Here is a 23800-nt window from a genome sequence, read left to right as displayed (position 1 = left end):
ATGGTTTGGCCTATAGCCGGGTTGTACGCCTGGTTCTCCTCGACGGCCAGGGTCGCGGCCAGCAGGAGAGGGCCGCCGGGCGAAGGCTGCCACCAGTGAAGGCTGTGGATGCGTCCTCCTCTGGATTCTCCGCCCGTCGCCAAGGGGACCAGCCGGTCGCCCACTTCGAACACCTCGATCCGGCTCCCTTCCGTGACGGCGAGCAGGAGGCGGTTGCCGTCGCGCGCGAAATCGGCCATCAAGGTGCTGTCGGGCAGCGTCCCCAGCACCACGAAGTCCGCCGCGATGGCTTGTCCGGTCGTTTCCTTCCCGACCGCGGCCACTTTCCGTTCCACCGGGCTTGCAGCAACCTGTTCCGTCGGCGCGGTGGGGGGGGCCTCCGCTCGTTCCCCCGAGAGATTGTAGGACCGGTGAGGGGTGTCCAAGGCCCGTACCTCCATGGTATCCGGCCCGAGAAGGAAGAAAAGCCAGGTCCCTTCGGGTAGCGGCGCCGTTTTCCCGCCGTCGGTCGCCTCCCGGAATTTCCATTCCAGCCCGGGAAGAACAAAGCGAAGCCGATCGAAGAACGGCTTTCCCCTCCCGGTTTGATCGAGGAACAGGGCGGGGACATGTTCGAACCGGCGGATGACGTCTCCGCTTTGGATCTTCTCCGTGACTCCGAGGGAGCGGGTGAAGGAATAGCCGGGCCGGATCCGGGTGACCTGGAGAAACCCCTTCACCCGGTCGAGGGTACCCAGCTCCTTTCCGGTGACGGGGTGGACGATCGGCTCTCCCGGCTGCACGACGCTGAAGAGGTCGCCGACGTCGATCCCGTCGGCTGCGGTCCGGTCGATCAGGAATCCGCCTTCGGTCGGCTGGACCACGTACCCGGAAATGGGGGCGAAATCCCGGGCAAGATCGTCGAGGACGGTCGCCGGGGCGGCGGAAGCAAAGACGAGAGACATCAGGATCACGAAGATCGCGGTGCGCCGAATCGACAAGCGGAACCTCCTTTGGTGGTACGGATCGTTCCCCCCCCGTCAACAGCCTACCGTCTACATTGGGCGGGGTGAAGGGGTAAAATCCTCCAGGGAGGAACGACGGGTGAAAAAAAGGCCGGGCCCCGTTGCAGGGCCCGGCCTTGCCGGTGTCGAGACTGTCCGTTCCGGGGGTCCCTTAGAACTTGTAGCGGACCCTGGCGGTGGACCGGAAGATGTTGGCATCGGACTTGCCGTCCACCACATTTTCGAAGGCGTCCATCCCGTCGTCGGCGATCAGGTACCCCGCGTTGATCGCGAACTCCGTGCTCGAGAAGAGCTTGTAGCTCAGGTAGGCGTCGATCTCGGTGCCGAGCGCCTTCTCCTTCTTGCCGCCGCCGATCGTCAGGTCCTTGGCGGTCTGGAGATACAGGATGGCGGCGCCCACGCTCAGCTTGTCGCTCGCCTTGTGGTCCAGGGCCAGCTTGTTGAGGAACAGCCCCTTGTCGAGGATGTGGGGGGCCTCGGTGAAATAGTTGTCGTCGGTGTAGCCGCCTTCCATGAGGATGACGCTGTCGAACCGGTCGACGTCGGTGGACATGAAGTTCTCGATGTCCCCGTCGCTGCTGTTGTCGTCCCCCGAAGCGTACCAGATGGTATAGGTCAGGCGGGTATTGCCGAAATTAACGCCGAAATCGGCATGCGCCAGGTAGGCGCTGACATCGCGGCTGATCGCGGTGTTGTCCTCCAGCGAGCCGCCCTGGTAGATCAGGTCCCAGTTGAGGAAGGCCTTGCCGAACCCGGTGGGGAAGGTCCATGAACCGTCGGTGCCCAGCGTGTAGATGTCGAAGTCGACGTTGTTCAGCAGCTTCACCTGGTATTGACTTGCGGAGGTGAAAGCCTGGTTTTCGTCCGAGCCCGGATTGCGCCCCTGGTACAGGGCGAAGACGCCGGCCTTGGCTCCCTCCGCCGGCTTGAAGTCCACACGGGCCAGCAGCGCGTCGAGATCCTCGAAGAGGTTGTCGTCCTTGTCGTTGTTGAAGTTTTCCCGGCCGCGGATCCAGGCCAGGGTCAAGTCGGTGGGGCCGGCGGTACCATTGTACTGAACGCCCATGGCGGTCTCTTCCCAGACGAAGCTGTTGACGCTGAAGGGGAAGAGACCGATCGTGAAGCGCGCCTTGCTCGCCACCCCGGGGAGCTGGAAGTCGGTGTAGGCCCAGCGGGTCTCGACGTTGATCCCGTCGCCGGAGAAGTCGCCGCCCCCGGTCCGGGTGCTGCCGCCGATTCCGGCGCCGTTGCCGAAACGCAGGGCGCCCAGCTCGATGGCGTACACGCCCTTGACCTTGCCGTCGTCGGTTGCGGCCTCGACCCAGAGGCGGTACTTGATCTCTCCCCAGGACTCGTCGACGCCGTCCTTGTCTACGACACCTGCAGTCTTGACCGTCTCCGACGCCCCGAACATTCTGCCCTGGTTGGTGTACGCCATGAACCGGTTGTTCAGGTCGCCGTGGAACTGGAATGTGGCGGCTGACGCGGAGCCGGCAAGGCCGATGGCCAGCAGGACTCCAAGAAGCAATGCTGCTTTTCGCATGTTCTCCCCTCCTGTAGTGATGTTGATGGCCGGCACGACGTAACAACCTCTTTCGCCCAAGCGGGGGGTTCCCGAAACGATGAACCTGCCGTATCTCACGGGTTCGGATCAGACTTCCCCCATAAACCAGTGCGAATTTATAACGTGTCCAATGGCGCGTCAAGAACAAAAGCATCAGGCGAAAACCTTCATAAAGATATCCACCACACGAATCGGGAAAATCGCACCTCCCGTTCCACTCCAGCCTGTCCCGTGCTATTTTCGGTTTGACGGAACGGGTCCTTTTCCAGTAAATTAGCCTTTTTATTCCGGGGAGAAGCGCGGATTCGATGTTCGAGAACCTGTCGGAAAAGTTCCAGGGGGTCCTGAAGGGCCTGCGCGGCCACGGGCGGATCTCCGAGGGGAACGTCGAGGAGGCGCTCCGGGAGGTGCGGCTCGCCCTCCTGGAGGCCGACGTCAACTACAAGGTGGTCAAGGAGTTCACCGCCGCCGTCCGGGAGAAGGCGCTCGGCGCGGAGGTGCTCGCCTCGCTTTCCCCCGACCAGCACTTCATCAAGATCGTCCACGGCGAGATGGCGAAGATGATGGGGGGGGAGGCGCAGGATCTCGACCTGGCACGCAAGCCCCCGGTGTCCCTGATGCTCGTGGGGCTCCAGGGCTCGGGGAAGACCACCTCCTGCGGGAAGCTGGCGCTCCACCTCCGGAAGCGGAAGCGGCGCCCCTTCCTGGTCCCGGCCGACGTCTACCGGCCTGCCGCGATCGAGCAGCTCAAGGTTCTCGGCGGGCAGATCGGCATCCCCGTGTTCGACAGCGACCCCGGGGCCGATCCGGTCGAGATCTGCCGGCAGGCGATGAGTCTGGCGGACCGCCTAGGGCACGACACCCTGCTGCTGGACACCGCGGGGCGTCTCCACATCGACGAGGAGCTGATGGAGGAGCTGCGCCGGATCAAGGAGGCGGTGGCCCCGTCCGAGATCCTGCTGGTGGCCGACGCGATGACCGGGCAGGATGCGGTGAACGTGGCCAAGGCCTTCCACGCGAAGGTGGGGCTTACCGGCGTGTTCCTGACCAAGATGGACGGCGACGCCCGCGGCGGGGCGGCCCTCTCCATCCGGGCGGTCACCGGGGCGCCGGTCAAGTTCGTAGGCGTGGGGGAGAAGCTCGACGCCCTGGAGCCCTTCTTCCCCGAGCGGATGGCCTCCCGCATCCTGGGGATGGGCGACATCCTGACGCTGGTCGAGAAGGCGCAGGACACGGTCGACGAGAAGCAGGCCCAGGAGCTCGAGCGGAAGATCCGCAGGAGCGAATTCACCCTCGAGGACTTCCGGGACCAGATGGTAAGCATAAGGAAGATGGGGTCGCTCGAGGAGATCCTGGGGATGATCCCGGGGCTCGGGGGGAAGATGAAGGAGCTCAAGAAGGCGGCCCCCGACGAGAAGGAGCTGACCCGGATCGTGGCGATCATCGACTCGATGACGCGGGAGGAGCGCCGGAACGCGAAAATCCTGAACGGCAGCCGCAGGAAGCGGATCGCCGCCGGCAGCGGCACGACCGTCCAGGAGGTGAACCGGCTGCTGAAGAACTTCCAGCAGGCCGAGGGGATGCTCAAGCGCTTCGCGAAGGGGGGAAAGCGGAAAGGGGGGAGGGGGGGGATCCCCTTCCTCCAGTGACGGCGTAGGAGACGATCCGGCGGGGAGAACCGGCGGCACGCTTGCGATGCGGCCATGATATAGTTTCGAAAATACAAGACGATTCGGGAGGAACGGAAGATGTCGGTAAAGATCCGGTTGACGCGGACGGGACGGAAGAAGCTCCCCTCCTACCGCGTGGTGGTGGCCGATTCGAAGGCCCCACGGGACGGGCGGTTCATCGCGAGGGTGGGGACCTACGATCCGAAGGAAAACCCGGCCCGCTTCCTGGTGGATGAGAAACAGGTCCTTTCGTGGCTGTCCCGCGGGGCGCAGCCGACCGAGACGGTCCGGAGCCTGCTCGCGAAGGCTGGGATCTGGAAGAAGTTCCAGGAGTCGAAGAAGGGGAAGCAGGCGGTCGCCTGACCGGGCGGAAGGGGCCGCCCCCTCGGTCCGGTGCGGCCCCCCCGGCGCCGTTCGCCGGAGGTTGCGGATGAGGGAGACCTTCATCGAGGTGGGGCGGGTCGCCGGCGCCCACGGCGTCCGGGGAAAGATCAAGGTCGAGGCCTGGTCCGGCGATCCTTCCGGGCTTCTCTCCGCGGGGCGGATCCGGGTCGGAGGAACGGCGGGGACGGCCCGGGAACGGGACTACGAGGTGAAGGCGGCGCACCGCTCCGGCGGATGCGCCGTTTTCCTTCTGGAAGGGATCGGCTCCGCGGAGGAGGCGGACGGGCTCCGGGGGGCGGCCGTGTCGCTGCGCCGGTCGGACCTTCCGCCCGCCGGGGAGGACGAGTACTACTGGGTGGACCTGGTCGGCTGCGAGGTCGCGGACGGTGAGGGGCGGCCGCTGGGGGTCGTCGCCGGGGTGACCGAAGGACCCGCCCACGACTGGCTCGTGATCCGGCGGGGGGACGGGGAGGCGCTGCTCCCCATGATCGGGGCCTTTGTGCGGAGAGTCGACCTGGCGGGGCGCCGGATCACCGCGTCCCCCCCGGAAGGGTGGTGAGTGCGAAGGTGCGGATCGACATCCTGACCCTGTTTCCCGGGATCTTCTCCGGGCCGCTCGACCACAGCATCCTCGCCAGGGCGAGGGAGGGGGAGCGGCTCCGGGTCGAGGTCCACGACCTGCGGGAGTTCGCGCCGGGAAAGCACCGGGTGACCGACGAGCCTCCCTTCGGTGGCGGGGGGGGGATGGTGATGAAGCCGGAGCCGATCTTTCTGGGGGTCGAGTCGATCCGGGATCGGTTCGGCCCGGGGAAAACGATCCTGCTCTCCCCCCAGGGGGAGCTGCTCACCCTGGAGCTGGCCCGGGAGCTGGCCGGGGAGAACCACCTGATCCTGGTCTGCGGCCGGTACGAGGGGGTCGACCAGCGGGTCGCCGACCACCTGGCCGACCGGGAGGTCTCGATCGGGGACTATGTCCTGACCGGAGGGGAGCTTCCCGCCCTGGTGCTGGTCGACGCCGTCGCGAGGTTTCTCCCCGGCGTCCTGGGCGACCCGGAGGCCCCCTTCCGGGATTCCTTCTGCGGGGGGATCCTCGAGGGGCCGCAGTACACCCGCCCCCGGGAGTTCCGGGGGCATCCCGTGCCGGAGGAGCTTCTCTCCGGAAACCATGCGGAAATCGAGCGTTGGCGGCGGGAGGAGGCGCTCCGCCGGACCGCCCTCCGGCGCCCCGACCTTCTCAGGAAACGGTTGACACCCGGCGAGGGTGTGGAATAGATTATAGGGTCTTGTCCGTTGGAACCGGCCGTCGAAAGGGGTCGTACGATGCATCTCCTCGAGGAATTGGAGCGTTCGCAGCTGCGCAGCGATTTCCCGAAGTTCAAGGCGGGGGACACGGTGCGCGTATACTTCCGAATCCGGGAAGGGGAGAAGGAGCGGGTCCAGTACTTCGAGGGGATCGTGATCGGCTTCCACCGCAACGCGGTCTCCTCCACCTTCAAGGTCCGGAAGGAATCCTACGGCGTGGGGGTCGAGCGGACCTTCCCGCTGCACTCCCCGCGGATCGAGAAGATCGAGGTCAAGAAGAAGGGCGACGTCCGCCGGGCGAAGCTCTTCTTCCTCCGGAAGGTCTCCGGGAAGAAGGCCCGGATCCGGGAGAAGCGGGACTGGATCGGGAAGAAGGCGCCGGACGCCGCGACCCCGAAGCAGCCGGAGAGCGACGAGTAGGATCTTGGAAGGCTTCGAGGCCCGGGCGCGCGCGAAGGGATTCCGCACGGTCGCCGGGGTCGACGAGGCCGGGCGAGGGCCCCTGGCCGGGCCGGTGGTGGCCGCCGCGGTGGTGCTCCCGCCCGGGTTTCCGCCGGAAGGCATGCGCGATTCGAAGGCCCTTTCCCCGGGCGCGAGGGAACGGGCCTTTCTTGTGATCACCTCCGGGGCGCTCTCCTTCTCGGTCGGCCGGGCCGACCCCGGGGAGATCGACCGGATCAACATCCTCCAGGCCTCGCTTCTGGCCATGAAGCGGGCGGTGGAGGGGCTCTCTCCCGCTCCCGACTTCCTCTACGTGGACGGGACCTTTCCGGTTCCCTGCGACATCTCCCAGGAGACGCTGGTGTCCGGCGATTCCCGCTGCCTTCCGGTGATGGCCGCCTCGATCCTGGCGAAGGTAACCCGCGACCGGATGATGGTCGAGTACGACCACCTCTACCCCGGGTACGGGTTCTCCGCGCACAAGGGGTATCCCACCCGGAGCCACCTCCAGGCGCTGCGGCGCCTCGGCCCCTCCCCGATCCACCGGAGGACATTTCGTGGAGTCACCGGAGGATGACCCGTCCCCCGGAGGAGCGAAGCGCCGCCGGCCGCGAGGCGGAGGAGGCGGTCTGCGGATACCTTCGGGACAGGGGAATGGAGATCGTCGCGCGGAACTTCCGGGACCGGGGCGGGGAGGTCGACATCGTCGCCCGGGAGGGGGACACCCTCGCCTTCGTGGAGGTAAGATACCGGGGGCGGGAGGATTTCGGGCGGCCCGAGGAGTCGATCGACCGGGGGAAGCGGCTCCGGGTCGTCTCCGCCGCCCGGGGCTACCTCGGTACCGTCTCCCCCGCGGACTGGAGGGAGGCGCGCTTCGACGTGGCGGCGGTCGAGGAGGGCCCCGCCGGCCCGGTCATCCGCTACTACCCGAACGCCTTCGACGCCCGCGGCAAGATCCTCTAGCCCCACCGAAATCATGTTACGGGATTTCCTTCTCGCGTAGTTCGAACGTAGCGTCCGGAACGTAGCGACCGGCTTGACGATTCGCTGATACGAAGTGATAATGGCGGCTGTTGCGATTCGTCGGATGGAAGGGGATTCGGTCATGCACGAAGGCAGGTCAGGGTCCCGGAAATGACCGCGGCGCAGGTCCGGAAATTCCTTGCCCGCGGGAAACCGCCCCTCCTGCTGGCCGCGCTCCTTCTCCTCGTTGCCTTCGGCCTCGAATTTCATCACCACGACGACGGGAAGACCCACTCGGACTGCTCCGTCTGCGTCTCGAGACTCCACGCGCGATCCGCGGATCTTTCGGCGCAGCCGGCCGGGATTCCCGTTTTCGAGAGCACGCTGCTCGCCGTCACAGCAGAGGCCGTCACGCCCTCTTTCCACCATCGTTTTCCGCCGGTCATCCGGCCCCCTCCCGCGTAACTCCGCAACGCACCCGCACCATCGTTCGCCGTGGCCCGGGCCCTCTTCGAATGGGACCTCCCCGGCGCCGCATACCTTTTGCTCACGCGGGAGGTGTCCTGCGCACTCGTTTCGTGTTCGTATTGCTGTTTTCCCTGGCTTTCGCGACCGCGTCCCACGGCGAGGACGTCGATTCAAAGCTCAAGGCGCTTGAGGAACGCTCCGCCGGACAGGAGAAAAAGATCGAGGAACAACAAAAAGCGATCGAATCCTTTGCCACCCGTACCGACCTCTTGGTAGACCTTTCGATGGCCCAATTCATCGCCATCGGCATTGCGATTGCCTTTCTGATCGGGCACGAAGGGACCGGGCGAAGCCTCTATGCCGTCCTTTTCGCGATCCTCGGGGCCTCCATCCTCTCTCTCTCCAGGCGAATAAAGGAATCCGTCAACCTCGAAGCGTTCATCGGAGTGCTCTATGTTTTTTCGGTAGCGGCAAGCATCCTGATCCTCGACCGGAGCCCCCACGGCTTCGAAGAGTTCAAAGCCATCCTGAACGGAAACATCCTGTGGGTAACCCCCCGAAGCCTTTTCTACACCTTCCTCCTCTACGCCGCGATCGGATTGCTCCACTTGGTTTTCAGGAAGAAGTTTTTCGCCCTGTCGTACGAAAACGGGAACGGAACGTTTTGGGAATTCCTCTTCTTCCTCAGCTTCGCGCTCGTGCTCGTGAGCTCCGTCCAGATCGCCGGGATCCTTCAGGTCTTCTCCTTCCTGGTGATCCCCGCCCTGATCGGCAGGCTTTACACGCGCGACCCGATGAAAATCCTGGTCAGCGGATGGGGGATCGGACTCGCGGCCAGCATGGTCGGGATCACTCTGTCCTTCAAACTGGATCTTCCTACCGCGCCGTTGATCGTGGCGTCGCTGAGCGTCGCCTTTTTCGTCCTGCTGGTCGTCAGCCGGCTATCCAGGCGGAAGTTCCGCGGGCCACCGTAGCCGCCTTGCCGGACCAGCTCCGATTACCAGGCCGTCTGCACCGGGTAGCGGACGATCCCCGGATCCGGGGTGAGGACTGTCAGGCCGTGAGCGACGGCCTGGCACACGAGCATCCGGTCGAAGGGGTCCCTGTGGTACTCGGGGAGCCTTCCGAGCAGGAGAACGGCGTCCTCGTCCAAGGGGAGCGGCGCGATCTCGTGGAGGTCCCGCTGCCTCGGCACGAACAGGTGGGGCGGCTCGGGAAGCGGCAGACGCCTCAGCGAATGCTTCACGACAATCTCCCATGCGGAAACGGGGCTCAGGTACACATCGTTGGCGGGGTCCGAGAAGAGATCCCGGGCGATGGACGACAGGTCCCGCGAACCGGCCGCGATCCAAAGGAACGTGCAGGTGTCGAGGAGTATCCTCAACCGGCCTCTCCCCGGAAGGACGCGATCACGTCCTCGGGCAGCGGCTCGAAGAAGCGTTTCGGAATGCGGAGCTTGCCGGCGGCGAGACCGATCGGCCGCTTCTTCATGGGCCGCGCCGGAAGGGGGCGGATCTCGGCGACCGGCCTGTTCCGCCTGCACAGGAGGATCGCCTCGCCCGGGCGAAGGCGCCTCAGGTACTCGGACAGGTGTGCCTTGGCCTCGTGGATATTTATCCGGATCATGGTCATATTGTAGGTCATATTTCGGTCCGATTCAATAGGCGACCGGTCTCGGGATCACGCCGGCCCGGTTATCCGCTACTACCCGAACGCCTTCGACGCCCGCGGCAAACTGATCTAGGCCCCCGTCGAACCGGGCGCGGAGGGCGGGCGAAGCGAAGCCCCCCTCCGAGGCGGCGGAGCCGATACCCGGGGATCCGGGGCGAGCCAGGGTCCCCTTTTACCCGAAGAATTCCTCGGCCATCCCGTAGAGCCCCATGTCGACCGTCTTGATCTTGGCGGTCGCCTCGGCGAGCGGGACGGCGACGATCCGGTTCCCCTGGAGGGCGGCCATCTGCCCGAACTCCCCCCGCTGGACCATCTCGGTGGCGAAGACGCCGAACCGGGTGGCGAGCACCCGGTCGTGGGCGGTCGGGGAGCCGCCCCGCTGGATGTGGCCGAGCACCACGAAGCGGGTCTCGAACTTCGTCCGCTCCTCGATCGCCTTGGCCAGCAGCTGGGAGATCCCCCCGAGGCGGACATGGCCGAACTCGTCGGTCTTGGTCTCCTGGACGATCAGCTCCCCGCTCTCCCCGGGCTTCACGGCGAACTTCGCCCCTTCCGCCACCACCACGATGCTGAACGACTTGCCGCGGCTGTGGCGCCGGACGATCAGGTCGCACACCTCGTCGAGGTCGATCGGCTTCTCCGGGATGAGGATCACGTCCGCTCCCCCGGCGATCCCCGAGAAGGTGGCGATCCACCCGGCATTCCGCCCCATCACCTCGACGACCATGACCCGGTTGTGCGATTCCGCCGTGGTGTGGATCCGGTCGATCGCGTCGGTGGCGATGGAGACCGCCGTGTCGAACCCGAAGGTGAAGTCGGTCCCGAAGAGGTCGTTGTCGATCGTCTTGGGGACGCCGACCACCGGAAGCCCCCGCTCGTACAGCTTGCTCGCGGCGCCCAGGGTGTCCTCCCCGCCGATGGCGACGAGGGCGTCGAGCCCCAGGAGCCGGAAGTTCTTGAGGACCCTGTCGGCCCCGGCGGGGTCCTTCAGGGGATTCGTCCGGGAGGTCCCGATGATCGTCCCGCCGATGTGCAGGATCCCCGAGACCATCCTGACGTCGAGGTCCGTGTAGGAGAGGTCGAGCAGCCCCTTCCAGCCGTTCCGGATCCCCACGACCCGGGAGTCGTTCGCATCCGCCTTCCGGACCACTGCCCGGATCACCGCGTTCAGGCCGGGGCAATCCCCGCCGCCGGTCAACACGCCGATTTTCACCCTGTCTCCCCCCGTTCCACTGGATTTAGAGACCAGTATACCCATTCCCGGGGGGGCTTCGGAATTGAAAAGGAGCAAATCGGTATGGTACCTTTGCAGTTTGCACCCATTTCCCGGGAGAAAGGAATCGCAGTTGACCCTTCCAGCGAAAAACACGATCGTGCTGCTTTCCGGAAACGAAGCGATCGCCCGCGGGGCCTTCGAGGCCGGCGTGACGGTCGCCTCCGCCTATCCCGGGACTCCGAGCACCGAAATCCTCGAGAACTTCGCCCGCTACGAAGGGATCTACGCGGAGTGGGCCCCGAACGAGAAAGTGGCGGTCGAGGTCGCTCTCGGCGCCTCGATGGCCGGCGCACGGGCGCTGGCCGTGATGAAGCATGTGGGGGTCAACGTCGCGGCGGACCCGATCTTCACCGCCTCCTACACGGGGGTGCGGGGCGGGTTCGTGATCGTCGCCGCCGACGCCCCGGAGCTCCACTCCTCCCAGAACGAGCAGGACAGCCGCCACTACGCGGTGGCGGCGAAGATCCCGATGCTGGAGCCCTCCGATTCCGGGGAGGCGAAGGAGTTCATGCGCCTGGCCTTCGGGCTGTCCGAGCGGTTCGACACCCCCTTCTTCCTGCGGAGCACCACCCGCATCTCCCACGCCAAGGGGACGGTCCGGCTGGAGGATCCGGAACGGCCGCCGATCGCCCTCGGGTTCGTCCGGGACCCCGGGAAATGGGTGATGCTTCCCGCCTACGCGCGGAAGCGCCACCGGGTCGTCGAGGAGCGGATGCGGGCGCTCGAGGAGTTCGCCGAGACCTTCGAGGGAAACCGGATCGAGTGGGGGGACCGGTCGCTGGGGATCGTCACGGCGGGGGTCTCCTACCAGTATGTGCGGGAGGTCTTCCCCGACGCCTCGGTGCTGAAGCTGGGGCTGGCGCACCCGCTTCCGCGGCGGCTCCTGCGGGAGTTCGCGGACGGGGTGAAGCGGCTGGTGGTGGTCGAGGAGCTCGACCCCCACATCGAGAACCATATCCGGGTCCTGGGAATCCCGGTGGAGGGGAAGGAGAAGGTTCCCATTCTCGGCGAGCTCGACCCGCGGATCGTCCGCAGGTCGTTGACGGGGGAGGCCGCACCCGTGCGGCCGGCCGAGGAGCTTCCGGCACGGCCGCCGAGCCTCTGCCCGGGCTGTCCCCACCGGGGGCTTTTCTTCGTCCTGAACAAGTTCAAGGCCACGGTGACCGGCGACATCGGCTGCTCCACCCTGGCCGCCCTTCCGCCGCTCGGCGGCATGGACACCTGCGTCTGCATGGGGGCCTCTATCGGGAACGCGTTCGGCATGGAGAAGGCGCTCGGGAAAGCGGCGCTGGGCAAGGTGGTCGCGGTCATCGGGGACTCCACCTTCGTCCACTCCGGGATCACCGGGCTGATCGACATGGTCTACAACCGGGGCTTCTCCACCGTGATCATCCTGGACAACCGGACGACGGCGATGACGGGGGCCCAGGACCATCCCGCCACCGGGCTGACGCTGATGGGGAAGCCCTCTCCGCGGCTCAACCTCGCCGCGCTCTGCCGGGCGGTCGGGGTGGAGCATGTCTACACGGTGAACCCCCACGACATGGAGCAGACCGAGGCGGTCCTCCGCAGGGAACTGTTCCGGGAGGAGCCGTCGGTGGTCATCACGGATGCGCCCTGCGTCCTGCTGCCCGAGCACCGGCGGAAGCAGCGTCCGGTCTACGAGGTGATGGCCGACCTGTGCACCGGGTGCAGGGCCTGCAGCAAGCTCGGCTGCCCCGCGATCGAGTGGGTCCACTTCACTCCCGAGCAGGCCGCCGCGGCGGGGAAGAAGCCCTCGCAGAAGGGGATGGCCCGGATCAACCCGCTGCTGTGCGACGGGTGCAACCAGTGCCCCCCCCTGTGCAAGTTCCTGGCGATCGTGGAGAAGGGCTCATGAACCGGGAGCGCGGGAACATCTTCCTGGCGGGGGTCGGCGGGCAGGGGATCATCCTGGCCTCGGAGGTCCTCTGCGACGCCTTCCTGCTGGCCGGGTACGACGTGAAGAAAAGCGAGGTGCACGGGATGGCGCAGCGGGGCGGCGCCGTCACGACCCATGTCCGGTACGGCAAGAAGGTCTTCTCCCCGCTGATCGAGCCGGGGAAGGCCGACCTGATCGTCGCCTTCGAGAAGATGGAGGCGCTCCGGTTCCTCCACTATCTCTGCCCCGAAGGGGCCGTCCTGGCCAACGCGCAGGAGATCATGCCCCCCCCGGTCACCGCGGGGAAGGAACGGTACCCGGACCGGGTGGCCGAGCGGCTCCGGGAGGCGACTCCCCGGGTCTGGATGGTGGATGCCCTCGCCGCCGCGCTTTCGCTGCACGAGGTACGCGCGGTCAACGTGGTGATGCTGGGCGCCGCCTCGACGCTGCTGCCGCTGCCGGAGGAGCGCTACGCCGAGGCCCTCCACGCGAGGCTTCCGGAGAAGATCGTCGAGGTGAACCTTCGGGCCTTTCGCGCCGGTCGGGCCCTGGTCCCGCCGGCCGTCGTGTAATCGTAAAACGTCGTATCGATAATCCGTTGACACATTAAAGGCATTGTGGTACTTATTTACCCAATAAGCATTCCTGGTTCTTGCCGGGTCGGGTCGCCGGTGGCTCCCTGGGTGGTTGTTTTTCGCAGGCGCATGTTATCGTTAGCGTTTTCCGGGGACGTCTCCGGATAGCCTGATGCGAATTTCCCTCTGTCGGAGGAATGCCCGATGGCCAATGTCGCGCACCGCTGGTTGATGACCGCCGTGGGGGAGCCGATGGTTTTGGCCGACTTCGACCCCTTCCCGCCCGCCGACGGGGAGGTGGTGATCGAAGTGGCCGGCTGCGGAGTGTGCCACACCGACCTGGGCTTCTACTATGACGGGGTACGGGTCAATCACGGGCTGCCGCTGGCGCTCGGCCACGAGATCAGCGGCAGGGTGGTGGCCGCCGGCGCGGGGGCGGAAGCGTGGAAGGGGAAAGCGGTGATCGTCCCCTCGGTCATCTCCTGCGGGGAGTGTGCGCTCTGCCGCTCCGGGCAGGGGACCATCTGCCGCAGGCAGCAGATGCCGGGGAACGACATCCACGGGGGATTCGCCACCCACGTCCGGGTCCCGGCGCGCGGCCTCTGCCTCGTGGACGAGGCGCGGCTCGCGGCGGCGGGGCTGTCGCTCGCGGACGTCTCGGTGGTCGCCGACGCCGTGACCACCCCCTACCAGGCGGCGGTGATGGCGGAGGTGCGGCCCGGCGATTTCGCCGTCGTGGTGGGCACCGGCGGGGTCGGCGGCTACGCGGTGCAGATCGCCCGCGCCTTCGGGGCCGTCGTGGCGGCGCTCGACGTGGACCGGGCCAAGCTCGACACGATGTCCGCCCACGGAGCGGCGCTGACGCTCAACGTCCGGCAGGTACAGGGGAAGGAGCTTCGCAAGGCGATCCAGGAATTCGCGAAGCAGGGGGGGCATCCCTCCACCGGCTGGAAGATCTTCGAATGCTCCGGGACCGCGGCCGGCCAGGAGACCGCCTTCGGGCTGATGAATCACGGCGCGACGCTGTCGGTGGTGGGCTTCACCATGGACAAGGTGGAGCTGCGCCTGTCGAACCTGATGGCCTTCCACGCCCGCGCGCTGGGAAACTGGGGATGCCTCGCCGAGCTCTACCCCGCGGCGCTCGACCTGGTGCTGGACCGCAGGATCGCCCTCGCCCCCTTCGTCGAACGCCATCCGCTGGGGGCGATCCAGGAGGTCTTCGCCTCCGCCCGCGCCCACCATCTGGCCCGGCGCGCCGTCCTGGTCCCGGAACGATGAGCGACAGCCCCCTCAAGGTCTGGCTGGAAAAGGAGGGGCGCCTGCTGCGGCTGCGGCTGGCCCGACCCAAGGCCAATATCGTGGACGCCGCCATGATCGCCGCGCTGCGGGAGGCCCTCCGCGGTCATCTGCCGGCCGCGGGCCTGCGGGCCGTGCTCCTGGATGCGGAAGGTTCCCACTTCAGCTTCGGCGCCAGCGTGCAGGAGCACCTTCCGGAATCCTGCGCCGCGATGCTGCGGGAACTGCATGCCCTGGTCCGGCAGCTTCTGACCTGCCCGGTCCCGGTCCTGGTGGCGGTCCGGGGCCAGTGCCTGGGGGGCGGCCTCGAGCTGGCGGCCGCCGGGAGCATGATCTTCGCCGCTCCCTCCGCGGTGCTGGGGCAGCCCGAGATGAAGCTCGCGGTCTTCCCCCCGGCCGCCTCCTGCCTGCTGCCGGAGCGGATCGGGCAGTCCCGCGCGGAGGATCTGATCTACTCGGGCCGCACCGTCGGGGCCGGGGAGGCGCACCGGATCGGCCTGGTGGACGTCGTCGCGGAGGACCCCGAGCAGGCGGCGGTCGCCTGGTTCGACGAGCACCTCGCGCCGCTTTCCGCCAGCTCCCTGCGCTTGGCCGTGCGCGCCGCCCGCGCCGGGTTCGCGGAGCGGGTTTCCGCGAGGCTCGCCGAGGCGGAGCGGATCTACCTCGAGGAGTTGATGGCCACCCGGGACGCCGTGGAGGGGCTCACGGCCTTCCTGGGCAAGCGCCCCCCGAAATGGGAGGACCGCTAGAGCTCCCGGAGAACAGGATGCCGAAGGGGTTTTTCGTAGGTCTGGACATGGGGGCGTCGAGGACGAAGGTCGCGGTCCTTAACGCCGAACGGCGGGTGATCGGGCACGCGGTCCGGAAATCCGGGATCGATTTCACCGCCACCGCCTCGGCCTGCCTGGACGATTCGCTGGCGATGGCCGGAGCCGTCCGGGGGGAGATCGCGGGCGCCGTCTCCACCGGCTACGGCCGGTCGAACGTCGCCTTCGTCACCACGCGCAGCCGGACCGAGATCGGATGCCTCGCGAAGGGGTGCAGCCACTACTTCCCCGAGGCGATCACCGTCATCGACATCGGGGGGCAGGACAACAAGGTGATCAAGCTCGACGCGGAGGGGCGCCGCAGCGGCTTCAAGATGAACCGCAAGTGCGCGGCCGGGACCGGAGCCTTTCTCGAGGAGATGTCCAACCGCCTCGACATCCCTCTGGAGGAGATGGACGGCCTGGCCCGGCAATCCACGGAGCTGGTCAAGCTGGGGAGCTACTGCACCGTCTTCTCGGCCACGGAGGTCCTCGAGCATATCCGGCACGGGAAGAAAGTCCCGGATATCGTCAAGGGGATCTTCCACTCGGTCATCCAGAGGGTGCTGGAGATGGATTCCCCGACCGAGCGGGTCGTCATGACGGGGGGGGTCGTGGCCCACAACCCCTATCTCGTCGAGATGGCGGAGGAGAGGATCGGCCGGCCGGTGATGCTCCCCGAGTTCCCGCACCTGGCCGGGGCGATCGGGGCGGCCCTCTACGCGATGGACGAGCGGCCGGAGTAGCGTCCGGGCCGCAGGAACTTCCGGGCGGCGCTTCCGCCCGGGAACCGGAATCTTCGGGATGCAGGAGGAGATCGTGGCTGACGAAAGGAAAACGACGCGGAGGAAGATCGAGGCCACCGACCGGATGAACAAGGTCATGGCCGACTACTTCTACGACCTCAACGCCGCGGCCGCCGACCCCGGCCGGAAGGTCGCCTGGTGCACCAGCGTCGGCCCCGCGGAGCTGCTCCGGGCGATGGATTTCGCCGTCTACTTTCCGGAGAACCACTCCGCCATGCTCGGCGCCACCCGGATGTCGACCGACCTGATCCCGGCGGCGAACGCCATCGGCTACTCCCCGGACATCTGTTCCTACCTGACGGCCGACATCGGCGCATACCTGAAGGGAATCACCCCGCTCTCGAAGGTTTACAAGGGGATCGAGTCGGTGCCCAGACCCGACGTCCTGGTCTACAACACGAACCAGTGCCGCGACGTCCAGGACTGGTTCGCCTTCTACTCCCGGGAACTGGGGGTCCCCTCCATCGGGGTCTCCTCGCCGAAGAACGTCACCGAGGTGACCGACGCCCACATCGACGACGTCTCCCGGCAGATCGGGGCGCTGATCCCGACCCTCGAGGGGATCGCCGGGAAGAAGCTCTCGATGGACCGCCTCCGGGAGACGGTGGACCTCTCCCGCGAGTGCACCGAGCTGTGGAGACAGGTGCTGGAGACGGCGACCTCCTCCCCCGCCCCCCTGACCTTCTTCGACGGGACGATCCACATGGGACCGGCGGTGGTCCTGCGGGGGACGCGGACGGCGATCGACTACTACAAGACCCTGCTCGTGGAGCTCCTGCAGAGGGTCCGGGACGGGGTGGGGGCCGTCGAGGAGGAGAGCATCCGGATCTACTGGGAGGGGATGCCGGTGTGGGGCCGCCTGCGGCAGCACTCGGAGATGTTCGGCGCCCTCAAGGCGAACGTCCTGGCCTCCACCTACTGCAGCAGCTGGATTTTCCCGGCCTTCGACGGAAAGGACCCGATCCGGAGCATGGCCAAGGCCTATCTCGAGCTTTTCATCGTCCGGTCCGACGTGTACAAGGAGCAGTACCTCCAGGGGATGCTGGAGAAGTTCCGGGTCGACGGGATCCTCTACCACGACGCCAAGACCTGCCCCTACAACTCGAACAGCCGCTACGGCCTTCCCCAGCGGCTGGAACGGGTCAGCGGGGTTCCCAGCCTGGTGATCTCCGGGGACCTCAACGACCTGCGCTGCGTGTCCGACGAGCAGACCAAGACCAACGTCGAGGCCTTCATCGAGCAGATCCAGGAGGGGAAATAGGATGCTGGACGCACTGTTCCGGCCGAAGGCGGTCGCGATCATCGGCGCCTCCACCAAGGAACTCTCCATCGGCAACGTCATCATCCGGAACCTGCAGACCTACGGGTACCGGGGGAAGATCTACCCGATCAACCCCACCGCTCCCGACGTCCGCGGGATCCGGGCCTTCAAGTCGCTGGAGGAGATCCCCGGGGAGATCGACGTGGCGCACATCATCATCCCGGCCAGGATCGTCCCGCAGGCGATCGAGGAGTGCGGGAAGAAGGGGGTCAAGGCGGTCATCATCAACTCGGCCGGATTCAGCGAGATGGGAGAGGAGGGGGCGAAGCTCCAGGAGGCCTTTCTCGCCAACGCGCGGAAATACAACGTCCGGGTGTTCGGTCCCAACTGCCAGGGGATCATCAACACCGATCCGTCTCTCAAGGCCTACTGCAACTTCACCTTCACCTACCCCGAACCCGGCTCCATCTCGGTCGTGGCGCTGAGCGGGGGGGTCGGGGCGCTCATCATGCAGGCGCTCTTCGACGAGGGGATCGGCATGCGGATGTACGCCTCCAACGGCAACGCCTGCGACCTCTCGATCCCCGAGATCCTCCGCTACTGGGCGGACGACCCCGGGTGCAAGGCGATCCTTCTCTACACCGAGGGGTTCTCCGACCCGCTGGAGTTCCTGGAGACGGCCCGGGAGGTCACGGCGAAAAAGCCGGTCCTGGCGATGAAGGCCGGCCGCACCGAGCAGGGGGCCAAGGCGGCCTCCTCCCACACCGGCTCCATGGCCGGGGTGGACATCGCCACCGAGCTGATCTTCGAAAAGACCGGCATCCTCTCCTTCCAGGACGAGGAGGAGATGGTGCGGGCGGCCAAGGCCTTCGCCACCCAGCCGATCCCGGCGGGAAACCGGGTCGGGATCATCACGAACACCGGCGGGCCGGCCGTGATCGCCACCGACGTCCTGGTGGCCGCGGGGCTCGAGGTGCCGACCCTCTCCGAGGCGTCGATCGCGAGGCTGAAGGAAACCCAGCTTCCGCAGGCCGCCCTCGAGAACCCGATCGACGTGGTGGCCACCGCCGGCGGCGACCAGTTCCGCGCCGCCATGGAGGTGCTCCAGGAGGAGCAGGGGGTGGACAGCATCTTCATCAACTTCGTCACCGCCCCCTTCACCGACACCCACGAGGTGGCCCGGCAGATCGTCGAGGCGGCCCGCAGGGGGAAAAAGCCGGTCGTCTGCAACTTCATGACCGATCTCACCCAGGAGCGCTACCGGACCACCATGCGGATCCTCAAGGAAGGGGGGATCCCCTTCTATGCCACCCCCACCGCCGCCGCGCGGGCGCTGGGCGCCCTGACCCGGTACGGACGGCTCCGGCAGCGCGACATCGGCCGGCCCGAACCGTTGCCCGGACTGGATGCCGCGAAGGCCCGGTCGGTCGTCGAGGGGGCGCGGGAGGCCGGACGCTCCATCCTCTCCGCCGCCGACGTCTACACGATCTTCGATGCCTACGGGATCCCGGTCGCCGGCTGGAAGGTGGCCCGGACCGCCGCGGAGGCAGCGGCCGCAGCGGACGCGATCGGTTATCCCGTCGTGGTCAAGGTCGACTCGGAGAAGATCGACCACAAGAGCGACATGGGCGGGGTCGCCGTGAACCTGCGGGACGCCGCCGCGGTCCGCTCCGCGGTAGAAGGGATGCAGCGGTGCCTGGGTTCGCACGGCGAGCTCGGGTTCCTCGTCCAGAAGTTCCTCCCCGGAGGCCGCGAGCTGATCGTCGGGGCCGCCGCCGAAAGGGGGCTGGGGCACCTGGTGATGTTCGGGCTCGGCGGCATCTACGTCGAGGTGCTCCAGGACGTCGTCTTCAAGATCGCCCCGGTCACCCGGGTGGAGGCGGGGGAGATGCTCGCCTCCCTCAAGACGAGGGTCCTGCTCGACGGCGTGCGCGGGCAGCAGGGGGTCGACAAGGAGAAGGTCGTCGACCTGATCCTGCGCGTCTCCGCGCTGCTGTCCGACCTGCCGATGATCCAGGAGATGGATCTGAACCCGGTGATGGCCTTCGAGAACGCGGTGGCCGCCGTCGACGGCCGGATCCGGATCTGACGGAAGCGCCGCATGAATCGTTTGACACCATCGGATAGCGATAAGGAGGAGTCCCCATGCTGACGAAAGCGTTCATCCCGTACCGAGGCTATTACAGCACCCCGTTCGTCCGCTGGCAGGGGTCGCTGGCGAACGAGCACTCGATCCTCCTGGGGGCGAACACCTCCAGGCGGTTCTTCGCGGCCCGGGGATGGGATCCCGCGATCTTCGACTATGTCCTGGTCGGGAGCACGGTCTACCAGAAGCAGTGGTTCTACAGCGGCCCGTGGGCCGCGGGGGTGATGGGAGCCGCCGGCGTTCCCGGCGTCCTGGTGAGCCAGGCCTGCTCCACCTCCACCTTCGCCGTCTACCAGGCCGGCATGGGGGTCGAGACCGGAATGTTCGGGACCAGCTGGTGCCTGCTGGCCGACCGGACCTCGAACGGGCCGCACGCCGTCTGGCCGAACCCGGGCGGCCCCGGCGGCCAGGCGATCGCCGAGGACTGGGTCATGGACAACTTCGGGAAGGACCCCTGGGCGGGGGGGGCGATGATCCAGACCGCGGAAAACGTCAGCAAGGAGTACGGGGTCACCCGCGAGGAGTGCGACGCCATCGTCCTGATGCGGCAGGAGCAGTACCGGGATTCCCTGGCGAACGACCGGGAGTTCCAGAAGCGCTACCTGTTCCCGGTCGAGGTCCAGCTCTCGAGGAAGAAGACGATCACCGTCGAGGCGGACGATGGGGTCACCTCCAGCACGAAGGAGGGGCTTGCCGCCCTTCGCCCTCTCCTCCCCGAGGGGGTGCACACCTTCGGCTCGCAGACCTACCCGGCCGACGGCAACTGCGGCCTCTGCGTGACCACCCGGGAGAAGGCGAAGGAGCTCTCCGCCGACAACGGCGTCCTGGTCCGGATCGTCTCCTTCGGGTATGCCCGGACCAAGAAGGGCTTCATGGCGGCCGCGGTGGCCCCGTCGGCCCAGCAGGCGCTCGACAACGCCGGGATCCAGGTGAAGGACCTGGCCGCCGTCAAGACGCACAACCCCTTCGCCTCCAACGACGCGGTGTTGTCCAAGGTCCTGGGCATTCCCCTGGACGGGATGAACAGGAACGGCTCCTCCCTCATCTACGGACATCCCCAGGGACCCACCGGGGCGCGTCTCATCATCGAGGGGATCGAGGAAGTGGCGATGCAGGGGGGCGGATACCTGCTCTTCTCGGGATGCGCGGCCGGCGACACCGCCGCCTCGCTCGTGCTGAAGATCGGGTAGGCCGCCGACACCCGCAGGGAAGGGAGCGTTCCATGGGATACCGGTTCCTCGATATGCAGCGGGAAGGCCGGATCCTGACCGTCGGCCTCAACCGTCCTCCCCTGAACGCCCTGGGCAGGGAGTTCGGGGAGGAGCTCTTCCGGGCCTTCACCGAGGCCGGGCAGATGGAAGAGGTGACGGTGGTGGTCGTCCGGAGCCTCCTGGAGAAGGCCTTCGTCGCCGGGGCCGACATCAAGGAGATGGCCGCGATGAACCGCGAGGAGTCCGAGGCCTTCTCGAAGCGGCTCCAGGAGACCTTCTCCCTCCTTCCCCGCATGCGGAAGGTGGTGATCGCCGCGATCCAGGGGCATGCCCTCGGAGGCGGCTGCGAGCTGGCGCTGGCCTGCGACTACCGGTTCATGGCGGCGGGGAAAGGGCGGATCGGGCTTCCGGAGGCGACGCTGGGGATCCTTCCCGGCGCGGGCGGCACCCAGCGGCTCCCCCGGCTGATCGGGCTCGGGAAGGCGATGGACATCCTCCTCCGGGGGAAGACGATGGAGGCGGAGGAGGCGCTGGCGATCGGACTCGTCGACCGGGTGATCCGGACGGAGCGCTTCCTGGGGGAGGTGACGGCCTTCGCGAACGAGCTCGCGTCGGGGGCCGGGAAGGCGATGGGCTTCATCAAGACCGCGGTGCACGAGGGGATCGGGCTTCCGATGGAGGAGGCGCTGGCCGTCGAGCGGAAATACGGACTGGAGAACCTCGGGAGCCACGACGCGAAGGAGGGACTTGCCGCCTTCGCCGAGCGGCGGAAGCCCGACTTCCGGAGCAGATAGCCCGGTAGCACACCAATCTTGCGGGAGGGAACATGATGAAGATCGACGAGATCCGGACGGTAGGAGTCGCGGGCGCCGGCAGCATGGGCGCCGGGATCGCACAGGTCGCCGCCCAGTCGGGCTTTCAGGTCCAGGTGGTGGACGTCACGGAGGCGGCCTGCGACAGGGCCCGGAAGGGGATCGCCAAGGGGCTCGAGAAGCAGGTCAGCAAGGAGAAGATGACCGCGGAGCAGATGAAGGAGGTGCAGGGGCGGATCCGCTTCTCCACCGATGTCGGCTCGCTGAAGGGGATCCCCTTCCTCATCGAGGCGGTCTTCGAGGACATCGTCGTGAAGAAGGAGCTCTTCGGGAAGCTCGACGCGATCTGCGGCGAGGAGACGGTCTACGCCAGCAACACCTCCTCCCTCGCGATCACCGAGATGGCCTCCCTCGTGAAGCGGCCCGCGCAGTTCGTCGGGATGCACTTCTTCAACCCGGTCCCGGTGATGCGGCTGGTCGAGGTGATCCCGGCGATGCAGACCGGGCAGGCCACCGTGGATCTGGCGCTGGCGATGGCGCAGAAGCTGGGAAAGACCGCCATCACCTGCAAGGACACCCCCGGCTTCGTCGTGAACCGCCTCCTGATCCCCTACCTGCTCGACGCCGTCCGCCTCCTTGAGCAGGGGGTGGCGTCGTCCCAGGACATCGACACCGCCATGAAGCTGGGCGCCGGCATGCCGATGGGGCCCTTCGAGCTGATGGACTTCACCGGGGTCGAGATCTCCTACCTGGTCGGGGAGATCTTCCACGGGTACACGAAGGAGTCCCGGTTCGCCCCTCCCGGGCTGATCCGGAACATGGTGAAGGCCGGGTATCTCGGGAAGAAGACCGGCAAGGGCTTTTACGAATATCCCGCGAAGTAGGCCGCTCCGGCGGCCGGACGAAAACCTGGGGAAAGGGAGAGACTGGGCGATGGCCTGGAGCACCGTGGAGACGGTCGACCGCGGCGAGATGGGGCGGATCCAGCTCGGGCGGCTGCAGAAAACGGTCCGGTACGTCTATGACCGGAACGCGGTGTACCGGAAGACGCTCGACGGGATGAAGGTGGCGCCGGACGACATCCGGTCTCTGGACGACATCCGGAGGATCCCCTTCACCGTCAAGCAGCAGATCCGGGACCATTATCCCTTCGGGTTCTTCACCGCCCCCCTGGAGGAGATCGTCGAGTTCCACGCCACCTCCGGCACCACCGGGAAGCCGGTCGTGGTCGGCTACACCCGGAACGACATCGAGCTCTGGACCGAGGTGATGGCCCGGGCCTGCACCGGCGCCGGCATCGGGAAAACGGACATCGTCCAGAACATCTACGGGTACGGCCTCTTCACCGGCGGCCTGGGGACCCACTACGGGGCGATGCGGGTCGGGGCCGCGGTGCTCCCGATGTCCGGGGGAAACAGCCAGCGGCAGATCATGCTGATGCAGGACTTCGGCAGCACCGTCGTCACCTCCACCCCCTCGTTCCTGATGCACCTGCACGAGGTGGGGGAGCAGATGGGGGTCGACTTCCGGAAGCTTCGGCTCCGGACCGGGCTGTTCGGGGCCGAGCCCTGGAGCGAGTCGATGCGGCAGGCGATCCAGGAGAGGTTCGGAATCACCGCCTGCGACATGTACGGCCTCTCCGAGATCATCGGCCCGGGGGTCTCCTTCGAGTGCCACGAGGTCCGCAACGGGCTCCACATCAACGAGGACTGGTTCTACCCCGAGATCATCGACCCCGACACCGGCGAGGTGCTTCCCCAGGGGGAGCAGGGGGAGCTGGTCCTCACCACCGTCGGGAACGAGGGGCAGCCGCTGCTGCGGTACCGCACCCGGGACATCACCCGGCTCTCCGGCGAGCCCTGCGCCTGCGGGCGGACCCTGGTCAAGATGGAGAGGATCAGCGGGCGCACCGACGACATGCTGATCATCCGGGGGGTGAACTTCTTCCCCTCGCAGATCGAGTCGATCGTGATCCGGCACCCCGGAGTGTCGCCCCATTACATGGTCGTGGTCGACCGCAAGGGGAGCATGGACGAGGTCGAGGTCCGGCTCGAGGTCACCGAGGAGTTCATGGGCAGGGCCGCCGCCGACGTCATCCTGGGGAAGGTGCAGGACGTCCTGAAGGACGTGGAGACGGCGCGGCAGACGATGGAAACGCTGAAACGGGACATCAAGGACATGATCGGCATCTCCGTCCGGGTGACCCTGGTCCCGCCGGGTACGGTCCCGCGCAGCGAGGGGAAG

General features: G+C 67.0%; 24 protein-coding genes and 1 pseudogene (1 of these 25 cut by a window edge). 20 read left to right on the top strand and 5 right to left on the bottom strand.

Features of this window, described 5'->3' with window-relative positions; genetic code table 11:
* Nucleotides 1-980 (bottom strand): annotated as a pseudogene (locus A2X88_01155) (hypothetical protein) (it extends 736 nt beyond the left edge of the window).
* Between the two features lie 175 nt (nt 981-1155).
* On the bottom strand, nt 1156-2547 hold the full coding sequence (locus tag A2X88_01150) for a hypothetical protein (protein ID OGP33968.1): 1392 nt from the start codon (nt 2545-2547) through the stop codon (nt 1156-1158).
* A gap of 329 nt (nt 2548-2876) precedes the next feature.
* Between A2X88_01150 and A2X88_01145 the strand changes: the two genes are divergently transcribed.
* From A2X88_01145 to A2X88_01105, 9 genes are all read left to right on the top strand, one after another.
* Nucleotides 2877-4217: a signal recognition particle protein gene (locus A2X88_01145; GenBank protein ID OGP33967.1), complete on the top strand. Its 1341-nt coding sequence runs from the start codon at nt 2877-2879 to the stop codon at nt 4215-4217.
* Nucleotides 4218-4316: 99 nt separating this feature from the next.
* Nucleotides 4317-4601 carry a 30S ribosomal protein S16 gene (locus A2X88_01140; GenBank protein ID OGP33966.1) on the top strand — a complete coding sequence of 95 codons (285 nt, stop codon included), beginning with the start codon at nt 4317-4319 and terminating at the stop codon, nt 4599-4601.
* 67 nt (nt 4602-4668) lie between these two features.
* Complete coding sequence (locus A2X88_01135) at nt 4669-5181, top strand: 16S rRNA processing protein RimM (GenBank protein ID OGP33965.1); 513 nt, start codon at nt 4669-4671, stop codon at nt 5179-5181.
* An 8-nt stretch (nt 5182-5189) separates the two neighbouring features.
* Nucleotides 5190-5894 (top strand): tRNA (guanosine(37)-N1)-methyltransferase TrmD, encoded by a 705-nt coding sequence (locus tag A2X88_01130; protein ID OGP34003.1) that lies wholly within the window; start codon nt 5190-5192, stop codon nt 5892-5894.
* Nucleotides 5895-5942: 48 nt separating this feature from the next.
* Complete coding sequence (locus A2X88_01125; protein OGP33964.1) at nt 5943-6344, top strand: 50S ribosomal protein L19; 402 nt, start codon at nt 5943-5945, stop codon at nt 6342-6344.
* A gap of 1 nt (nt 6345) precedes the next feature.
* Complete coding sequence (locus A2X88_01120; protein ID OGP33963.1) at nt 6346-6942, top strand: ribonuclease HII; 597 nt, start codon at nt 6346-6348, stop codon at nt 6940-6942.
* A complete protein-coding gene (locus tag A2X88_01115) occupies nt 6939-7328 on the top strand; it encodes a hypothetical protein (protein OGP33962.1) in 390 nt (129 codons plus the stop codon). The genes A2X88_01120 and A2X88_01115 overlap by 4 nt, the downstream gene beginning before the upstream one ends.
* Before the next feature lie 171 nt (nt 7329-7499).
* Nucleotides 7500-7793, top strand: a complete 294-nt coding sequence (locus A2X88_01110) for a hypothetical protein (protein ID OGP33961.1) — start codon at nt 7500-7502, stop codon at nt 7791-7793.
* A gap of 122 nt (nt 7794-7915) precedes the next feature.
* Nucleotides 7916-8770 (top strand): hypothetical protein, encoded by an 855-nt coding sequence (locus A2X88_01105; protein ID OGP33960.1) that lies wholly within the window; start codon nt 7916-7918, stop codon nt 8768-8770.
* Between the two features lie 23 nt (nt 8771-8793).
* On the opposite strand, the gene A2X88_01100 is transcribed toward A2X88_01105, so the two are convergent.
* The 3 genes from A2X88_01100 to A2X88_01090 form a co-directional block, all read right to left on the bottom strand.
* Nucleotides 8794-9180: a twitching motility protein PilT gene (locus A2X88_01100; protein OGP33959.1), complete on the bottom strand. Its 387-nt coding sequence runs from the start codon at nt 9178-9180 to the stop codon at nt 8794-8796.
* Entirely contained in the window at nt 9177-9428 is a 252-nt protein-coding gene (locus A2X88_01095; protein OGP34002.1) for a prevent-host-death protein, read from the bottom strand. Before A2X88_01095 ends, A2X88_01100 begins: the two co-directional genes overlap by 4 nt.
* Before the next feature lie 211 nt (nt 9429-9639).
* Nucleotides 9640-10680: a pyrophosphate--fructose-6-phosphate 1-phosphotransferase gene (locus A2X88_01090; protein ID OGP33958.1), complete on the bottom strand. Its 1041-nt coding sequence runs from the start codon at nt 10678-10680 to the stop codon at nt 9640-9642.
* A gap of 157 nt (nt 10681-10837) precedes the next feature.
* On the opposite strand from A2X88_01090, the gene A2X88_01085 reads away from it, so the two are divergent.
* The 11 genes from A2X88_01085 to A2X88_01035 form a co-directional block, all read left to right on the top strand.
* Nucleotides 10838-12622: an indolepyruvate ferredoxin oxidoreductase subunit alpha gene (locus tag A2X88_01085; GenBank protein OGP34001.1), complete on the top strand. Its 1785-nt coding sequence runs from the start codon at nt 10838-10840 to the stop codon at nt 12620-12622.
* On the top strand, nt 12619-13215 hold the full coding sequence (locus tag A2X88_01080; protein ID OGP33957.1) for an indolepyruvate oxidoreductase subunit beta: 597 nt from the start codon (nt 12619-12621) through the stop codon (nt 13213-13215). Before A2X88_01085 ends, A2X88_01080 begins: the two co-directional genes overlap by 4 nt.
* A gap of 207 nt (nt 13216-13422) precedes the next feature.
* Nucleotides 13423-14496 carry a 6-hydroxycyclohex-1-ene-1-carbonyl-CoA dehydrogenase gene (locus A2X88_01075; GenBank protein ID OGP33956.1) on the top strand — a complete coding sequence of 358 codons (1074 nt, stop codon included), beginning with the start codon at nt 13423-13425 and terminating at the stop codon, nt 14494-14496.
* Complete coding sequence (locus A2X88_01070; GenBank protein ID OGP33955.1) at nt 14493-15263, top strand: cyclohexa-1,5-dienecarbonyl-CoA hydratase; 771 nt, start codon at nt 14493-14495, stop codon at nt 15261-15263. Before A2X88_01075 ends, A2X88_01070 begins: the two co-directional genes overlap by 4 nt.
* 17 nt (nt 15264-15280) lie before the next feature.
* A complete protein-coding gene (locus A2X88_01065; GenBank protein ID OGP33954.1) occupies nt 15281-16066 on the top strand; it encodes an ATPase in 786 nt (261 codons plus the stop codon).
* A gap of 73 nt (nt 16067-16139) precedes the next feature.
* On the top strand, nt 16140-17387 hold the full coding sequence (locus A2X88_01060) for a 2-hydroxyglutaryl-CoA dehydratase (GenBank protein OGP34000.1): 1248 nt from the start codon (nt 16140-16142) through the stop codon (nt 17385-17387).
* 1 nt (nt 17388) lies between these two features.
* A complete protein-coding gene (locus A2X88_01055) occupies nt 17389-19476 on the top strand; it encodes a CoA-binding protein (GenBank protein OGP33953.1) in 2088 nt (695 codons plus the stop codon).
* A 56-nt stretch (nt 19477-19532) separates the two neighbouring features.
* Nucleotides 19533-20723, top strand: a complete 1191-nt coding sequence (locus A2X88_01050) for an acetyl-CoA acetyltransferase (protein ID OGP33952.1) — start codon at nt 19533-19535, stop codon at nt 20721-20723.
* A 32-nt stretch (nt 20724-20755) separates the two neighbouring features.
* Nucleotides 20756-21538 (top strand): enoyl-CoA hydratase, encoded by a 783-nt coding sequence (locus tag A2X88_01045; GenBank protein OGP33951.1) that lies wholly within the window; start codon nt 20756-20758, stop codon nt 21536-21538.
* Between the two features lie 35 nt (nt 21539-21573).
* Complete coding sequence (locus tag A2X88_01040) at nt 21574-22440, top strand: 3-hydroxybutyryl-CoA dehydrogenase (protein ID OGP33999.1); 867 nt, start codon at nt 21574-21576, stop codon at nt 22438-22440.
* Between the two features lie 49 nt (nt 22441-22489).
* A partial coding sequence (locus A2X88_01035) for a phenylacetate--CoA ligase (protein ID OGP33950.1) occupies nt 22490-23800 on the top strand: 1311 nt, incomplete at its 3' end.

It is taken from the genome of Deltaproteobacteria bacterium GWC2_65_14 (genome assembly GCA_001797615.1).
Lineage (GTDB): Bacteria > Desulfobacterota > Deferrimicrobia > Deferrimicrobiales > Deferrimicrobiaceae > GWC2-65-14.
This window is presented reverse-complemented; position numbering and strand designations above follow the sequence as displayed.

Excerpts from the sequence above, each read along its gene's own strand:
- A2X88_01150 (OGP33968.1), bottom strand. The coding sequence starts at position 2,547 with ATGCGAAAAGCAGCATTGCTTCTTGGAGTCCTGCTGGCCATCGGCCTT.
- A2X88_01145 (OGP33967.1), top strand. The coding sequence starts at position 2,877 with ATGTTCGAGAACCTGTCGGAAAAGTTCCAGGGGGTCCTGAAGGGCCTG.
- A2X88_01140 (OGP33966.1), top strand. The coding sequence starts at position 4,317 with ATGTCGGTAAAGATCCGGTTGACGCGGACGGGACGGAAGAAGCTCCCC.
- A2X88_01135 (OGP33965.1), top strand. The coding sequence starts at position 4,669 with ATGAGGGAGACCTTCATCGAGGTGGGGCGGGTCGCCGGCGCCCACGGC.
- A2X88_01125 (OGP33964.1), top strand. The coding sequence starts at position 5,943 with ATGCATCTCCTCGAGGAATTGGAGCGTTCGCAGCTGCGCAGCGATTTC.
- A2X88_01115 (OGP33962.1), top strand. The coding sequence starts at position 6,939 with ATGACCCGTCCCCCGGAGGAGCGAAGCGCCGCCGGCCGCGAGGCGGAG.
- A2X88_01110 (OGP33961.1), top strand. The coding sequence starts at position 7,500 with ATGACCGCGGCGCAGGTCCGGAAATTCCTTGCCCGCGGGAAACCGCCC.
- A2X88_01095 (OGP34002.1), bottom strand. The coding sequence starts at position 9,428 with ATGACCATGATCCGGATAAATATCCACGAGGCCAAGGCACACCTGTCC.
- A2X88_01080 (OGP33957.1), top strand. The coding sequence starts at position 12,619 with ATGAACCGGGAGCGCGGGAACATCTTCCTGGCGGGGGTCGGCGGGCAG.
- A2X88_01075 (OGP33956.1), top strand. The coding sequence starts at position 13,423 with ATGGCCAATGTCGCGCACCGCTGGTTGATGACCGCCGTGGGGGAGCCG.
- A2X88_01070 (OGP33955.1), top strand. The coding sequence starts at position 14,493 with ATGAGCGACAGCCCCCTCAAGGTCTGGCTGGAAAAGGAGGGGCGCCTG.
- A2X88_01065 (OGP33954.1), top strand. The coding sequence starts at position 15,281 with ATGCCGAAGGGGTTTTTCGTAGGTCTGGACATGGGGGCGTCGAGGACG.
- A2X88_01055 (OGP33953.1), top strand. The coding sequence starts at position 17,389 with ATGCTGGACGCACTGTTCCGGCCGAAGGCGGTCGCGATCATCGGCGCC.
- A2X88_01050 (OGP33952.1), top strand. The coding sequence starts at position 19,533 with ATGCTGACGAAAGCGTTCATCCCGTACCGAGGCTATTACAGCACCCCG.
- A2X88_01045 (OGP33951.1), top strand. The coding sequence starts at position 20,756 with ATGGGATACCGGTTCCTCGATATGCAGCGGGAAGGCCGGATCCTGACC.
- A2X88_01040 (OGP33999.1), top strand. The coding sequence starts at position 21,574 with ATGAAGATCGACGAGATCCGGACGGTAGGAGTCGCGGGCGCCGGCAGC.